The sequence below is a fragment of the Streptomyces sp. NBC_00503 genome (assembly GCF_036346895.1).
In the GTDB taxonomy this organism is placed as follows: domain Bacteria; phylum Actinomycetota; class Actinomycetes; order Streptomycetales; family Streptomycetaceae; genus Streptomyces.
Window position 1 is genome coordinate 2,100,525 of record NZ_CP107855.1, and the last position, 14,668, is coordinate 2,115,192.

The 14,668-nt window shown below is 71.7% G+C and carries 13 protein-coding genes, 1 tRNA gene and 2 pseudogenes; 10 read left to right on the forward strand and 6 right to left on the reverse strand.

Features of this window, described 5'->3' with window-relative positions; translation table 11 throughout:
- Positions 1 to 8: 8 nt before the first annotated feature.
- Genes OG490_RS09800 through OG490_RS09815 form a run of 4 tightly spaced genes read left to right on the forward strand, consistent with a single transcriptional unit; the run spans position 9 to position 3,777 of the window.
- On the forward strand, positions 9 to 1,157 hold the full coding sequence (locus OG490_RS09800) for an acyl-CoA dehydrogenase family protein (protein ID WP_330295892.1): 1,149 nt from the start codon (positions 9 to 11) through the stop codon (positions 1,155 to 1,157).
- Entirely contained in the window at positions 1,154 to 1,963 is an 810-nt protein-coding gene (locus OG490_RS09805) for an SDR family oxidoreductase (protein ID WP_330295893.1), read from the forward strand. Before OG490_RS09800 ends, OG490_RS09805 begins: the two co-directional genes overlap by 4 nt.
- A gap of 15 nt (positions 1,964 to 1,978) precedes the next feature.
- Entirely contained in the window at positions 1,979 to 2,593 is a 615-nt protein-coding gene (locus tag OG490_RS09810; protein WP_330295894.1) for a TetR/AcrR family transcriptional regulator, read from the forward strand.
- A gap of 26 nt (positions 2,594 to 2,619) precedes the next feature.
- Complete coding sequence (locus OG490_RS09815) at positions 2,620 to 3,777, forward strand: acetyl-CoA C-acetyltransferase (protein WP_330295895.1); 1,158 nt, start codon at positions 2,620 to 2,622, stop codon at positions 3,775 to 3,777.
- A gap of 51 nt (positions 3,778 to 3,828) precedes the next feature.
- Here OG490_RS09815 and OG490_RS09820 read toward each other — a convergent pair whose 3' ends face one another.
- Both OG490_RS09820 and OG490_RS09825 read right to left on the reverse strand, forming a co-directional pair.
- Positions 3,829 to 4,176 (reverse strand): hypothetical protein, encoded by a 348-nt coding sequence (locus tag OG490_RS09820; protein ID WP_330295896.1) that lies wholly within the window; start codon positions 4,174 to 4,176, stop codon positions 3,829 to 3,831.
- A 43-nt stretch (positions 4,177 to 4,219) separates the two neighbouring features.
- A complete protein-coding gene (locus OG490_RS09825) occupies positions 4,220 to 4,729 on the reverse strand; it encodes a hypothetical protein (RefSeq protein WP_330295897.1) in 510 nt (169 codons plus the stop codon).
- Between the two features lie 149 nt (positions 4,730 to 4,878).
- Between OG490_RS09825 and OG490_RS09830 the strand changes: the two are divergent.
- Both OG490_RS09830 and OG490_RS09835 read left to right on the forward strand, forming a co-directional pair.
- Positions 4,879 to 6,560 (forward strand): annotated as a pseudogene (locus OG490_RS09830) (IS200/IS605 family accessory protein TnpB-related protein).
- Positions 6,550 to 6,621, forward strand: a tRNA-Ala gene (locus OG490_RS09835). Before OG490_RS09830 ends, OG490_RS09835 begins: the two are co-directional and overlap by 11 nt.
- Before the next feature lie 6 nt (positions 6,622 to 6,627).
- On the opposite strand, the gene OG490_RS09840 is transcribed toward OG490_RS09835, so the two are convergent.
- The 3 genes from OG490_RS09840 to OG490_RS09850 are packed head-to-tail and all read right to left on the reverse strand — an operon-like array spanning position 6,628 to position 9,386.
- A complete protein-coding gene (locus OG490_RS09840; RefSeq protein WP_330295898.1) occupies positions 6,628 to 7,527 on the reverse strand; it encodes an alpha/beta hydrolase in 900 nt (299 codons plus the stop codon).
- Positions 7,524 to 8,252, reverse strand: coding sequence for an SDR family NAD(P)-dependent oxidoreductase (locus tag OG490_RS09845; protein ID WP_330295899.1), 729 nt, complete (start codon positions 8,250 to 8,252; stop codon positions 7,524 to 7,526). Before OG490_RS09845 ends, OG490_RS09840 begins: the two co-directional genes overlap by 4 nt.
- A 3-nt stretch (positions 8,253 to 8,255) precedes the next feature.
- Positions 8,256 to 9,386 (reverse strand): LLM class flavin-dependent oxidoreductase, encoded by a 1,131-nt coding sequence (locus OG490_RS09850; RefSeq protein WP_330295900.1) that lies wholly within the window; start codon positions 9,384 to 9,386, stop codon positions 8,256 to 8,258.
- Between the two features lie 143 nt (positions 9,387 to 9,529).
- On the opposite strand from OG490_RS09850, the gene OG490_RS09855 reads away from it, so the two are divergent.
- Both OG490_RS09855 and OG490_RS09860 read left to right on the forward strand, forming a co-directional pair.
- Entirely contained in the window at positions 9,530 to 10,582 is a 1,053-nt protein-coding gene (locus OG490_RS09855) for an RNA-guided endonuclease InsQ/TnpB family protein (protein ID WP_330295901.1), read from the forward strand.
- Between the two features lie 72 nt (positions 10,583 to 10,654).
- Positions 10,655 to 11,329, forward strand: coding sequence for a helix-turn-helix transcriptional regulator (locus OG490_RS09860; protein WP_443065777.1), 675 nt, complete (start codon positions 10,655 to 10,657; stop codon positions 11,327 to 11,329).
- Positions 11,330 to 11,376: 47 nt separating this feature from the next.
- On the opposite strand, the pseudogene OG490_RS09865 reads toward OG490_RS09860, so the two are convergent.
- Positions 11,377 to 11,793: pseudogene (locus OG490_RS09865) on the reverse strand (flavin reductase family protein); the annotation flags it as partial.
- Between the two features lie 99 nt (positions 11,794 to 11,892).
- Between OG490_RS09865 and OG490_RS09870 the strand changes: the two are divergent.
- The gene (locus tag OG490_RS09870) at positions 11,893 to 13,566 is read left to right on the forward strand and encodes a FadD3 family acyl-CoA ligase (RefSeq protein WP_330295902.1); all 1,674 of its coding nucleotides are present in this window, start codon (positions 11,893 to 11,895) and stop codon (positions 13,564 to 13,566) included.
- Entirely contained in the window at positions 13,563 to 14,651 is a 1,089-nt protein-coding gene (locus tag OG490_RS09875; protein WP_330295903.1) for an acyl-CoA dehydrogenase family protein, read from the forward strand. Before OG490_RS09870 ends, OG490_RS09875 begins: the two co-directional genes overlap by 4 nt.
- The last annotated feature ends 17 nt before the right edge of the window (positions 14,652 to 14,668 follow it).

Genomic DNA, 14,668 nt, shown 5'->3' on the forward strand with positions numbered 1-14,668 from the left:
GTACGGCCATGAGCAGCGTCGAGGAGTTCCGCACCGAGGTTCGGAGTTGGCTGAAGGCCCACCTCACTGGCGGGTTCGCCGACCTCAAGGGCCGCGGCGGACCGGGCCGGGAGCACGAGGCCTTCGCCGAACGCCTCGCCTGGGAGCGGCACATGGCGGCCCACGGCTGGACCTGCGTCGGCTGGCCCGTCGAGTACGGCGGCCGCGGCGCGAGCACCGAGCAGCAGATCGCCTTCCACGAGGAGTACGCCCTCGCCGACGCACCCGCACGCGTGGGCCACATCGGCGAGCAGCTCCTGGGCCCCACCCTGATCGCCCACGGCACCGAGGAGCAGCGGCGCCGCTTCCTGCCGCCCATCCGGGCCGTGGAGGAGCTGTGGTGCCAGGGCTACAGCGAGCCCGACGCCGGTTCCGACCTGGCGGGCGTCCGCACCCGGGCGGCCCTGGTGGACGACGCCTGGGTGGTGGAGGGCCAGAAGATCTGGACCTCCCTCGCCCACGAGTCCCAGTGGTGCTTCGTCCTCGCCCGCACCGAACCGGGCTCCCGCCGCCACGCCGGCCTGTCCTACCTCCTCGTCCCGATGGACCAGGAGGGGGTGGAGGTCCGGCCCATCACACAGCTGACCGGGACCTCCGAGTTCAACGAGGTCTTCTTCGACGGGGCCCGCACCGACGCCTCCCACATCGTCGGCGCACCCGGCGAGGGCTGGGCCGTCGCCATGGCCACCCTCGGCTTCGAACGCGGCGTCTCCACCCTCGGCCAGCAGGTCGGCTTCCGCCGCGAGCTCGAAACCCTGGCCGCGGTCGCCAAGCGCAACGGCGCGATGGCCGATCCGCTGATCCGCGACCGGCTCGTCCGGGCCTGGATCGGCCTGGAAACCATGCGCGCCCATGCCCGACGGCCCGCCGTCGCCCCCTCCACGGCCAAGCTGTACTGGGCCCGCTGGCACCGGGACCTGGGCGAACTCGCCATGGACGTGTGCGGCGCGGCCTCGCTCGTCGCAGCCGGCGCGCACGGGGACCCGTACGACCTCGACGACTGGCAGCGGCTCTTCCTCTTCTCCCGCTCCGACACCATCTACGCGGGCTCGGACGAGATCCAGCGCAACATCGTCGCCGAGCGGATCCTCGGCCTTCCCAAGGAGGTACGGGCATGAACGCACGCGGGAACGGACTGGGGAACGCACCGCGGTACGAGGCCGGGCACGGGCTGCTCAAGGACCGCACCGCCGTCATCACCGCCGCGGCCGGGGCCGGGATCGGCGGGGCCACCGCCCGCCGCTTCCTGGAGGAGGGCGCACGCATAGTCATCAGCGACGCCCACGCGCGGCGGCTGAAGGAGAGCGAGGAGGCACTGGCCGCCGAGTTCGGGGCCGACCGCATCACCTCGCTGCCCTGCGACGTCACCGACGAGGAGCAGGTGGGGGCGCTGTTCGCGCTCGCCGAACAGACCCACGGCGGGCTCGACATCGTCGTCAACAACGCCGGCCTCGGCGGGACCGCGAACCTCGTCGACATGACCGACGAACAGTGGTCCAAGGTCCTCGACGTCACCCTGAACGGCACCTTCCGGTGCACCCGCGCCGCCATGCGCTCCTTCCAGGCCGCCGGCGGCGGAGGCGGGGTCATCGTCAACAACGCCTCCGTCATCGGCTGGCGCGCCCAGACCGGGCAGGCCCACTACGCCGCCGCCAAGGCCGGGGTGATGGCGCTGACCCGCTGCGCGGCGCTGGAGGCGGCCGGGTTCGGCGTACGGATCAACGCGGTCGCGCCGAGTCTGGCCATGCATCCGCACCTGGTGAAGGTCACCAGCGAGGAGCTGCTGCGCGAGCTGACGGCCCGGGAGGCCTTCGGCCGGTACGCCGAGCCGTGGGAGGTCGCCAACGTCGTCGTCTTCCTGGCCAGCGGGTACTCCTCGTACATGACGGGCGAGACCGTGTCGGTCAGCAGTCAGCACGCGTAGGCCCAGAATGGGCGCGTGCCAACGAACAAGAAGAAGCAGCAGGTGACGGCCTCGCCCGAGCGCAGGCGTGAACTCCTCGACATCGCCGCCGAGGTGTTCGCCGCGCAGGGCTACAACGCCACCACCGTCCGGAAGATCGCCGACGCCGCGGGGATGCTCGCGGGCAGCCTCTACTACCACTTCGATTCCAAGGAATCGATGCTCGACGAGATCCTCTCCGCCTTCCTGACCGAACTGTGGGAGGGGTACGACACCGTCCTCGCCGCCGGTCTCGGACCCAGGCAGACCATCGAGGCCCTCGTCACCGAATCGTTCCGGGAGATCGACCGGCACCGCGCCGCCGTCGCCATCTACCAGAAGGAATCCCGCACCCTCTCCGCCCAGCCCCGCTTCCACTACCTCTCCGACTCGCAGGTCAAGTTCGAGAAGGCGTGGCTGGGGACGCTGGAACGCGGGGTCGCGGACGGGGTCTTCCGCGCCGACCTGGACATCCGCCTCACCTACCGCTTCGTGCGCGACACGGTGTGGGTGGCGGCGTCCTGGTACCGGCCGGGCGGCCAGCACAGTCCCGAAGAGATCGCCCGCCAGTACCTGTCGATGGTGCTGGACGGGATCGCCACACGCACGTAACCCCCTTACATCCCTGAGGAGTTCCGATGGCCGAGGCCTACATAGTCGAAGCGGTACGCACCCCCGTGGGGCGGCGCAAGGGCGGCCTGTCCGAGGTCCACCCCGCCGACCTGGGGGCGCACGTCCTGAAGGCGCTCGTCGAACGGTCCGGGATCGACCCGGCGGCCGTGGAGGACGTGGTGTTCGGCTGCCTCGACACGGTGGGCCCCCAGGCGGGGGACATCGCGCGGACGGCCTGGCTGGCGGCGGGACTCCCCGAGGAGGTCCCGGGCGTCACCATCGACCGCCAGTGCGGATCCTCGCAGCAGGCCGTGCACTTCGCGGCGCAGGGCGTCATGTCGGGAACCCAGGACCTGGTGGTCGCGGGCGGCACCCAGAACATGTCGATGATCCCGATCGCCTTCGCCTCGCGGCAGGCGGCGGAGCCGCTGGGCTTCACCGAGGGCCCGTACCTGGGCTCGGCGGGCTGGCGCGCCCGGTACGGGGACTCCCCCGTCAACCAGTTCCACGGCGCGCAGCTCATCGCCGAGAAGTGGGGGATCTCGCGGGAGGACATGGAGCGCTTCGCCCTCCAGTCCCACCAGCGGGCGCTGCGCGCGATCGACGAGGGCCGCTTCGAGCGCGAGATCGCGCCGTTCGGCCCGGTGTCCGTGGACGAGGGGCCGCGCCGCGACACGACCCTGGAGAAGATGGCCGGCCTCAAGCCCGTCATGGAGGGCGGCACCATCACGGCGGCGGTCTCCTCCCAGGTCTCGGACGGGGCGGCGGCGATGCTGCTGGCCTCCGAGCGGGCGGTCCGCGAGCACGGCCTGCGCCCGCGCGCCCGCATCCACCACCTGTCGGTGCGCGGCGAGGACCCGATCCGGATGCTGTCGGCGCCGATCCCGGCGACGGCGTACGCCCTGAAGAAGACCGGCATGTCCCTCTCGGACATCGACCTGGTGGAGATCAACGAGGCGTTCGCGCCGGTGGTGCTGGCCTGGCTGAAGGAGACCGGCGCGGACCCGGCGCGGGTCAACGTCAACGGCGGCGCGATCGCGCTGGGTCACCCCCTGGGGGCGACGGGCGTGAAGCTGATGACGACGCTCCTCCACGAACTGGAGCGCACGGGCGGCCGCTTCGGCCTCCAGACCATGTGCGAGGGCGGCGGCCAGGCCAACGTGACGATCATCGAGCGGCTGTAGCCCCCGGCCGGACGCCCCCGGGAGCCCCGGGCCGGGGCCGGGGGCGTCCGCTCACGCGTGGAACGCGTGCACGACCTCGATGCGGCCCACGATGTGCGCGTTGAACTCGTCCAGCTCCTCCGCGGGGACCCACAGCTCCAGGATGGTCTCGCCGCCCGCCTGCTGGACCGGGTAGCGCTCCAGGAAGGCCGAGTCCACCTCGAAGCGGGTCACGTAGCCCGAGCCGGAGTGCTTGACGTTCCAGTCGCTGGCGATGCGGATCGCGTAGTCCTCGTTCATCACCGGGTAGAAGATCGGCTGCTCGGGCAGCCGCGGCGGCCAGGCGCGCCAGTCGAGGGCGCGGACGAGGTCGAGTTCCGTCGGACCCGTCGGGCGCCACAGGGTCGTTGTAGGGGACATGGGTGCAGCGTAGGCAGGTGTGCGCGGAGCCGGCCACCAGGTTTCAGCGGGCGGGGCGGCGGCGGGAGATCCGGGTCAGGGAGATCGTCTGGATCAGGAGCAGGCCGCCGGTCACCGTCTCCCAGAACGCCGGCTCCGGGTCCGGCTCGGTGCCCCATTGCCAGGCCGGGCCGTGCGGATCCACGAGCACCTGGAGGCCGTCGTTGCCGCCCCCGCCTCCGCCCAGCGGGAGTGCGCCCAGGTCGCGCCCCGACTGCGTGTGCAGGTGGGTCCCCACGTCCACCACCCGCTCCACCCGGCCGTAGGCGCGCAACGCGTGCTGGTCCCACGCGTAGCTGCCGCACAGCGCGATCAGCACCGCGCCGATCGCGAGCAGCATCCGCCGGACGAACTCGGTGTCGGTTCCGTTCGGCAGGCCCGACATCAGGGCGACCAGGCCCAGCATGACCGGAAGCCAGTGGGGTGCGGGGCCGCGCATCAGCATAATTGCGACGAACTCCGCTGCGAGGGCGAGGGAATTGCGCAGCACTGCCCCGGGAACCGATATCGACATGCGCACATCATGCCGGGGATATTCGCGCGCGCACCCGCAGGGGCCACGACCCCTGATCCACCGCAAGTACGGCGTCGAGAGCGGCTGTTTCTTTAGTCCACTCTTGCGAGTGATAGTGCGCTTTGATGTATGTCGTTACGGTTAGGTGCATGAACCCCAGGGCGCGGAGGTTACGTGCCATCACGCCGTCGTTTGTGGCGGTCGGTCCGTCCGGTGTGGCGGTACGGGACCGTCTCAAGGGTCTGACCGAGGGGGACGAGGAAGTCCTCCGGCTTGTTGGCGCGCATCAGGGTTCCTTGGCTTCCCATGACCTCAAGCAGCGTTGCGCAAATGGATTCGACCACTCCGCCATCACGTGGGCGGCCCGCAAGCGGGAGCTGACGAAGGAATCGTCGTCGCGGATCGCCGGGGCGATCACCAAGGCCAGCCATGATCAGTGGGCGCTCGCGCGCCGCTGCCAGGCCGCACACATCCAGAACCTGGAAGCAGGCATCCGCACACTGCGCCACCGCCTCGCACTCCCTATGGACAGAAGGGCTCCAAGGCGGCTGCGGGCGGCTACCGCTCCAAGAGCGAGTGGTTTCGCAAGTCCCGCCGTCTCGTCATGCTGGAGACACGGCACGCGGCTGCTACAGCGGACTGGCGGGCCGGTCGGGTCCGTGTGGTCCGGGGTGGGAAGCGGCTGGCGAACACCCGGCACAACCTGGCCGAAGCCCAGCTCACCGAGGAGCAGTGGCGTGCCCGCTGGGAGGCCGAACGCTGGTTCCTGGCCGCTGACGGCGAGTCCGGGAAACGGTTCGGGAACGAGACGATCCGCGTCACCCCCAACGGCGAGATCAGCATCAAGCTCCCGGCACCACTCGCGCACCTGGCCAACGCCACGCACGGCCGGTACGTGCTGGCCTGTCGGATCGCGTTCGCGCACAGGGGTGAAGAATGGGCCGACCGCATCGAAGCGAACCGGCCCGCGGCCTACCGCATCCACCTGGACGTCACACGCGGGCGCTGGTACCTGACCGCAGCCTGGCAACGCCCCGCCGTCCAGGCGGTCCCGCTCGCAGCTGTCGGTGCGATGGGCGTGGTCGGTGTCGATACCAACGCCGACCACTTCGCGGCCTACCGACTTGATCCGCACGGCAACCCGACCGGCGAGCCGCACCGTTTCCCCTACGTCCTGTCCGGCGCCGCCGACCACCGCGACGCGCAGATCCGCCACGCCATCTCCCGGCTGCTGCACTGGACGAAAAGTGTCGGCGTCAAGGCCATCGCGATCGAGGACCTCGACTTCACAGCCGAGAAGACACGGGAGAAGCGCGGCCGCAGGAAACGGTTCCGGCAGGTCATCTCCGGCATCCCGACCGGCAAACTCAAAGCCCGACTCGTATCGATGGCCGCCGAGCAGGGACTGGTGATCGTCGCGGTCGACCCCGCCTACACCTCCCAGTGGGGAGGCCAGCACTGGCAGAAGCCGCTGGTCACCCCGCGCCGAAAGATGTCCCGTCACGATGCCGCCGGCATCGCGATCGGGCGACGCGCCCTCGGACACCCGATCCGGCATGGGGTATCCCCTGCTCGAAGAGCTTGGGGAGGGACGACACCGCCCCCACACGACCAGAGTGATCGTGCGGGGCATCGGACCGTCCAGGCCGCAAAAGGCACCCGGGGACGTGAGGGAAACCGCCCACCCACAACGGACCACGCCCCCAGAGACGTGCCGCCGAGTGGGAAGAGAAAGCGGAGACCCAGCGCATCCAAAACCGTTCGGGATGCGCCCAGTACGCACCAGTGGGGCCAAGACCCGCTCACGCACACTGGACAGGAACGGTCGTAGCACAGAGGTAGTGCGCCTACACAGCATGGAGGAGGACGCCGGTTCGAATCCGGTCGCCCCGCCCCCCTTACTTCACGGCCGCGGACGTGGTCGTGGCCGCCAGCCAGGCCCCGGCAGTCGCCAGCGCCGTCGCCGCGGCGGGGAGCGGTAGGCCCAGGAAGCCGTGGAAGACGCCGGGGACCAGGTGGACCGCGCAGTCCACGCCCGCCTCGCCCAGTCGGCGCCCGTACGCCAGGCCCTCGTCGCGCAGGACGTCGCAGTCCGCGAGGACGATCAGGGTGCGGGGCAGCGCCGAGAGGTCGGGGGCCCGGAGCGGGGAGACGTGGGGGTGGGTGGGGTCGCCGCCGTACTGGTCCCAGTACCAGGCCATGTGGGCCGCCGTGTGGAAGTGGTCCCGTGCGAACTCCGCCACCGAGCCGGACTCCATCGACGCGTCCAGGGGCGGGTAGAAGAGGAGCTGGCCGGCCAGCAGTCCGGGGGCCCGCAGTGCCGTCACGGCTGCCAGGTTGCCCCCGCTGGAGTCCCCCGCGACGACCAGGCGGGCCGGGTCGCAGCCCAGTTCCACGGCCCGCGCGCGGGCCCACAGCAGGACGGTCAGCGCGTCGTCGGGCGCCGCCGGCCAGGGGTGTTCGGGGGCGAGGCGGTAGTCCACGGAGACCACCACTGCGCCGGAGGCGGCGGCCAGGTTCCGGCACAGCGCGTCGTGGGTGTCGAGGCCGCACATCACCCAGCCCCCGCCGTGGAGGTAGAGGGTGAGGGGGCGGCCGGTGGCGCCCGGCGCCGGGTCGTAGATCCGGACCGGGACCCCGTCCGCGACCTCGTCCCGTACCGAGGCCACCTCCGGGCCCGGCGACGGGGAGCCGGCCGCCGCCGCCCGCAGGGCCGCAGGGTCGCCCGGGCCGGGGAAGCCTGCCGCCATCGCGTCGCACAGCCGTCGCGCGGCGGGGGAAAGGGCGGAGCCGCTCACTTCGTCGTCATCCCGCCGTCGACGGTGAACTCCGTGCCCGTGATGTACGAGGACGCGTCCGAGCAGAGGAAGAGGACCAGTTCCCCGACCTCCTCGGGCCGCCCCATCCGCCCCAGCGGCACGTGCGACCAGTCCCGGCCCGCGACCGCCTCGGCGACCATCGGGGTGTCGATCGCCCCCGGATGGACCGAGTTGATCCTGATCCGGTCCCCCGCCAGGTCCAGCGCCGCCGACCTCGTCAGCCCGCGGAGCCCGAACTTGGTCGATCCGTACGCCGCGTGACCGGGGATGCCGACCAGGCCGGCGGTGGAGGAGATGTTGACGATCGAGCCGCCTCCGCCTGCGCGCAGGACCGGGGCCACCGCCTGGATGCCGAGGAAGGGCCCGAGCAGGTTGACCCGTAGCAGCGCTTCGAATCCGGCGGCGCTCTGCTCCTCGACGTGGGCCGTGCGCCACAGGGCCGCGTTGTTGACCAGCGCCGAGACCGTGCCGAAGGCGCGTACGGCCTCCCGGACGACCTGCGCCCAGCTCTCGACTTCGGCCACGTCGTGCCGTACGTACAGCCCCTGGTCGCCGAGCGAGGAGGCGACCGCGCGGCCCTCGTCCTCGCGGATGTCGGTGACGACCACCCGCGCCCCTGCCTCGGCGCACAGCCGGGCCTCGGCCGCGCCCTGGCCGCGGCCGGCGCCGGTGATGACGACGACCTTCCCGTCCAAAGACACCACGGTTCAGCCCTCCAGCGCGCGGAAGTGCGGGATGACGCTCTCGCCCCACTGGCGGATGGTCTCCATGCAGGCCTCCTGCGGGACGGTACCCATCTGGATCAGGCACATCACCTCGTCGACGCCGATCTCGCGCAGCTGCTCGACGTAGGCGATGGCGCTCTGGGCGTTGCCGTAGGCGTGCTCGGCGTTGTAGGTGCCCGTGTCGACTGGGCGTGCCGGGATGTTCGCCTCGTGGAGCCTGGCGACGAGTTCGCCGCGGCTCTTCTCCAGGGCCGCCACGTGGTCCTCGGCGGTCTCCTCGTCGGACCAGCCGGTGGGTTCGGGGGCGTTGCCGTACCAGTGGGCGATGGATTCGGCGAAGAAGCGCTGGCCGCGCGTGCCCAGGCGCAGGGCGCGTTCGGCGTCGTCGAGGACGATGGTGGGGCAGAGGGCGGAGAGGTGGTCGTTGACCTCGCTGGAGACGAGGCGGTCGCCGGTGCGGGTGGCGATGGCCTCGTCGTAGACCTTGCGCATCTCGCGGACGTCGTCGGCGCCGGCGAAGCCCATCACCAGTGCTCCGATGCCCAGTTCGGCGGCGAGCTTGAGGGTGTCGTGCTTGGAGCAGGCCATGAAGAGCGGCGGGTGCGGGTCCTGGACGGGGCGGGGCAGGATCGCGCCCGGGCCGATGTCGATGGAGCCGTGCCACTCGAACTTCTCCTCGCGCCAGGCCGAGGAGAAGATCCGCAAGGCCTCTTCCATCTGCGGATAGGTGTCCTCGGGCCTGACCCCGTACATGGACATCTCCTGGCGGGTGGCCCCGCGCCCGGCGCCGATGTCCACGCGGCCGCCGGAGAGCACGTCGAGCATGGCGGCGCGTTCGGCGACGCGTACGGGGTGCTGGTAGCCGAAGGGCATGGTGACCACGCCGTGGCCGATGCGGATCCTCTTGGTCCGGGCGGCGACCCAGGTGAGGAAGATCTCGGAGGCGCTCATGTGGGCGTACCGGGTGAGGGCGTGGTGCTCGACCGCCCAGATCCGGTCGAAGCCCATCTCCTCGGCGAACACGGCCTGTTCGACGCAGTCGTGGATGACCTGGCGTTCGCGTTCGGGGGTCGGGTCGACGAGCTGCGCCTCGAAGATCATCGAGAACTTCACAGGACACCTCCCAGGATGCCGCGGGCTTCAGCACGGGGAGAAATGAGTCCAGCCGTCGTGGGCGCGGAGCGCCGGAGTTCTCTTCGCATCTGTGGTGACCTGCGCTTTCTGTCGTTGTCAGTGGGCTGGTCCAGGTTGGCCGCGTGACGGCATCTCAGGAGACGGAGAAGACCGGGCACGCCCGGTTCACCTACCGGCTTCGCGTGTCGTCGACCGCCCTCACCAAACTGTTGGGTGAGTGGGCGCGGTGCCGGTGGGTCTGGAACGAGTGCTGCGCCCGATCGCAAAAGGCCCGCGCCGGGGACGAGGAGTGCGGCCCGGCCCGGCTGGACAAGATGCTGACCGAGGCGCGCACCACGAATACGTGGCTGCGGGAGGGTTCCTCGGTTCCGCAGCAACAGTTGGTACGGGACTTCGGAAAGTCCCGCACCAAGGCATTGATGGACATCAAGGCCCGGTTGCCGGTGCGGCAACGGGCGGGGATGCCGAAGTACAAGAAGAGGTACGCAGCCGACCCGAGCCTCAACTACACGCGGCGCGGCCTCCGCATCAAGGACGGCCGTCTGCACCTCTCGGGCGGCGTCATGCTGACCGTGGTGTGGTCCCGCCACCTCCCGGCGGACCCCTCGTCGGTTCGGATCTACCGCGACAGCCTGGGCCACTGGTACGCCTCCTTCGTCGTGGCCACCAGCCCCCAGCCACTCCCGGAGACGGACGCTGCGATCGGGATCGACTGGGGTGTACGGGAAACGGCGACCACCACCAGCGACACCCACGACCTCCCCCATGCCGAGCACGGGCGGAAGGCCGCCGCCGGACTCGCGGCCGACGCCGCGATCGGTGCGGCCAAGCGCGAGTTGATCACGATGGCCCGTAAGCACGGGCGCATCGTGCACCTTGTCCACCCCGCGCACACCACCATGGACTGCGCGCAGTGCGGAGCGAGAACCAAGCACGCACTACCTCTCTCAGAACGTTCCTACACCTGCACCGTGTGCGGAGCCGTGTCCCCCAGGGACAAGAACTCCGCCCGCGTCATGCCGGTCCGGGCTGGTCTCAACCCGGCTGGTGCCGATCGTGCAAGAGCTGCCGGACCGCAGGTCCACAGCCAACGTGAGCCAGGAATCCCCGCCTTTGGGGCGAGGAGGAGTCAAGGTGAACCTCCCAGCCCCCTACACGCGAAGGTGTATTCCTAATAGGAATATTTCTAGCAGCTATATTGCGCCGGAGGAAGAGCCACCACGAAGAGCGGTCGTAGACTGCGCTGCGTGGCAGAACAGGCGGCAGACGAGACGAACAAGCGCACGCTCCCGGCGACCAGCTGGGCGGTGCTCGGGCTGCTCTCCTTCGGAGAGGAGCTCTCCGGCTACGACCTGAAGAAGTGGTCGGACTGGTCCCTGCGCTTCTTCTACTGGAGCCCGTCCTTCAGCCAGATCTACAGCGAGCTCAAGCGGCTGGAGAAGGCCGGGTACGCCTCCTCCCGGATGGTCGCCCAGGAGACCGGGACCCGCGACAAACGCGTCTACCGGATCACCGACGAGGGCATGGCCGCCGTACGGGAATGGGCGCGCGAGGCCCCCGTCGACCCGCCGGTGCTCAAGCACGGGCCGATGCTGCGACTGTGGCTCGGCCACCTGCTGGAGCCGGAGCAGATGCGCGAAGTCCTTTCGCAGCACCAGGAGTTCGCGGAGAAGATGCGGCGGCGCGCGGTGGCCGACGCGGACGGGGCGAAGGAGGAGGCGTCCTGGGCGTACCCGACGCTCACCCTCAAGTGGGCGGAGCGGTACTACGCCTCCGAGCGCGACCTCGCCGCCGCCATGCTCGACGACATCGCGGAGCTGGAGAGCCGGCGCGCGGCCGGCCCGGTGGGAACCGGCGCATCCGGCACCACCGGCCCCTCCGGCGCGCCCGGCGCCTCCGCCGCGCCCGGCAAGCGCCCGTAGGTGCGCCGGAAGTAGAGCAGCGGCGCGCCCTCGCGGTGCGCGGTCAGGGCGGTGACCCTGCCCAGCGCGATGGCGTGGTCGCCGCCGTCCAGGACGGCCTCCAGATCGCATTCGACGGTGGCCAGGGCCCCGCCGAGCAGTGGCGCCCCGTTGCCGCCGGAGCGCCAGGCGACCCCGCCGAACTTGTCCCCGCCCGTGACGGCGAACCGGCGGCACAGGTCCTGCTGGCCGGCGGCCAGGATGTTGACGGCGAAGGCTCCGGCGGCCTGGATCTCGGGCCAGGTGGTGGACGTACGGGCCGGGCAGAAGCAGACCAGCGGCGGGTCCAGGGAGACGGAAGAGAAGGACTGCACGGCCATCCCGGCGGGACGGCCGTCGGCTCGGCGCGCCGTGATGACGGCGACGCCGGTGCAGAAGCTGGAGAGGGCGGACTTCATGTCCGCGGCGATGGCGAGGGTCGGCATGGTGACCTCCTGATCACGACGTTCCTACTAGGTATATGCCTAACCGAAACACATGTGATTGGATACCGCCCACGCTCGCTCGTCAAGTAGGGAGGGTTCATGTCCGGCCCCCGCCAGACCCCGCAAGTGCTCCCACCACTGCCCCCGCAACTGCCCCTGCCCGCCACCCTGGCCGGGCTTCCCGGGTACGCCGCCGCCGCGTACGGGGACCGCGAGGCCCTCGCCGACGGGGAGGTCCGCTGGACCTTCGCCCGCCTCGCCGAAGAGACGGCCGCCTCCGCCCGGGCCGCCCTCGCCCATGGAGTCCGGCCCGGCGACCGGGTCGCGATCTGGGCCCCCAACAGCCGCCACTGGATCACCGCCGCACTCGGCGCGGTGGGTGTCGGCGCCGTCCTCGTGCCGGTCAACACCCGTTACAAGCCCGCCGAGGCCGCCGACATCATCCGGCGCAGCGGCGCCCGCGTGCTCTTCACCGAGCGCGGATTCCTCGGCACCGACTACGCCCGTGACCTGCACGCCTCCGGTGAGGACCTGGGCGCGCTCGCCTCCACGGTGGTCCTGCGCGGCGGGGCCGACGGCCCGGGCCGCGCCGAAGGTCCCGGCGACTCCACAGGCCCCGGCGGCCCCGCCGTCACCGGCTGGGACGCGTACCTGCGCGCCGGGGCCGCCGTCCCCGACGCCGAGCGGGCCGCGCGCGCGGCCGCCGTACGGCCCGGGGACCTCAGCGACATCCTCTACACCTCGGGCACCACCGGCCGCTCCAAGGGGGTCATGACCACCCACGGCCAGACCGTCCGGCTCTACGCCTCCTGGTCCGGGCTCGTCACCCTGCGCCCCGGCGACCGGTACCTGCTGGTCAACCCCTTCTTCCACACCTTCGGTTACAAGGCGGGCGTGCTGGCCTGTCTGCTCCGGGGCGTCACCATGCTCCCCGAGGCCGTCTACGACACCGACCGGATCCTGCACCGCATGGCCGCCGAGCGCGTCACCTGCCTGATGGGCCCCCCGACCGTCTTCCACGGCCTGATCCGCCACCCGGACCGGGCCGCCCACGACCTGTCCGCGCTGCGCCTGGCCGGCACCGGCGCCGCCTCCGTGCCCACCTCCCTCGTCGAGGAGATCCGCACCGAACTGGGCGCCCCCGACGTGTTCACCGCGTACGGGCTCACCGAGTCCGGCGGGGTCGTCTCCGTCTGCCCCACCGACGCCGACGCCCGCACCCTCGCCCACACCGTCGGCCTGCCGCTGCCGGACACCGAGGTACGGATCGCGGGACCGCTCGGCGAGGTGCTGCCCGCCGGGGAACCGGGCGAGGTGCAGGTCCGCGGCTACCACGTCACCCCCGGCTACCTGGACGATCCGGGGAGCACCGCCGACGCCGTGCTCCCCGACGGCTGGCTGCGCACCGGGGACATCGGCGTCCTCGACGCGCGCGGCTACCTCGCCATCACCGACCGACTCAAGGACATGTACGTGGTCGGCGGCTTCAACGCCTATCCGGCGGAGGTGGAGAACGTGCTGCTGACCCACCCGGCCATCACCGACGCGGCGGTGGTCGGAGCCCCCGACGAGCGGCTCGGCGAGATCGGGGTGGCCTACGTGGTCACCACCGGGCCCGTCACCGGCGCCGAGCTGACCGCCTGGACCCGGGAGCGGCTGGCCAACTTCAAGGTGCCGCGCAGGTTCACCCGGCTCGACGAACTCCCGCGCAACGCGGGCGGCAAACTGCTGAAGACCGAGCTGCGCCGTGCGGCGCGAGGGGAGTCGGCATGAGCGGTCCCGGTACGGGGGCACCCGCCCCGGAGCTGACGGAGCCGGCGGAGCTGGGCGAACTGCGCGACGCGGTACGGGCGGTCCTCGCCCGGCATCCCGGCCACGCGGCCTGGACCCCGCTGACGGCCCAGGTGGGCGCGGCCGCGCTGGCGGTGCCCGAGGAGTACGGCGGCCTGGGCTGCGGAACGACCGAAGTCGCGGTGGTCATGGCGGAGCTGGGGCGCGCGCTGAGCCCCGTACCGTACCTGGGCTCGGCGGTGCTGACCGTGCGGGCGCTGCTCGCCGCCGGGGACCGGGAGGCGTGCGAACGGCATCTGCCGGGGCTGGCGGAGGGCTCCGTGGTGGGGGCGCTGGCCTGGGCGGAGGAGGGCGGCTGGGAGGCACCGGCCCTCTCCACCCGGGCGGTTCCCGCGGGCTCCGACTGGCTGCTGACCGGCGCCAAGCGGTACGTGCTGGCCGGGCCGGCGGAGCCCTCGCTGGTGCTCGCCTTCGCAGTGACCCCGGAGAACCGGCTCGGGCTCTTCGAACTCGACTCCGCGCCCGCGTCCTTCACCGTACGGGCCACCATGGACACCACCCGGCCCCTCGCGGAGCTGACACTGGACCGGACTCCGGCGCGGCTGCTGTCCGCCGACGGCGCGGCCGTCCTCGACCGGGTCCGGGACCTGGCCTGCACGGCGCTGGCCGCCGAGCAGGCGGGGGCGGCGGCGCGGGCCCTGGAGACGACCGTGCGGTACGCGAAGGACCGGGTGCAGTTCGGGCGGCCCATCGGCTCCTTCCAGGCGGTCAAACACCGGCTGGCCGATATGCACACCGCCGTGGAGGGCGCCCGCTCGCTCGCCTTCGCGGCGGCCACCGCCGACGCCGCCCCGAGCCAGGCCGCCGCGGCGAAGTCGGGGTGCTCGGAGGCCTACGCGTACGTGGCGGGCGAGATGATCCAGCTGCACGGCGGGATCGGCATCACCTGGGAGCACGAGGCGCACGCCTACTTCAAGCGGGCCCACGGCTCGGCCCATCTCTTCGGCCCGCCGTCCGCACACCGTGAACGGCTGGCGGCCCGGCTCGGGTTCCTCGCGGCCGGGTGAACGCCGCCCGGGCTCCC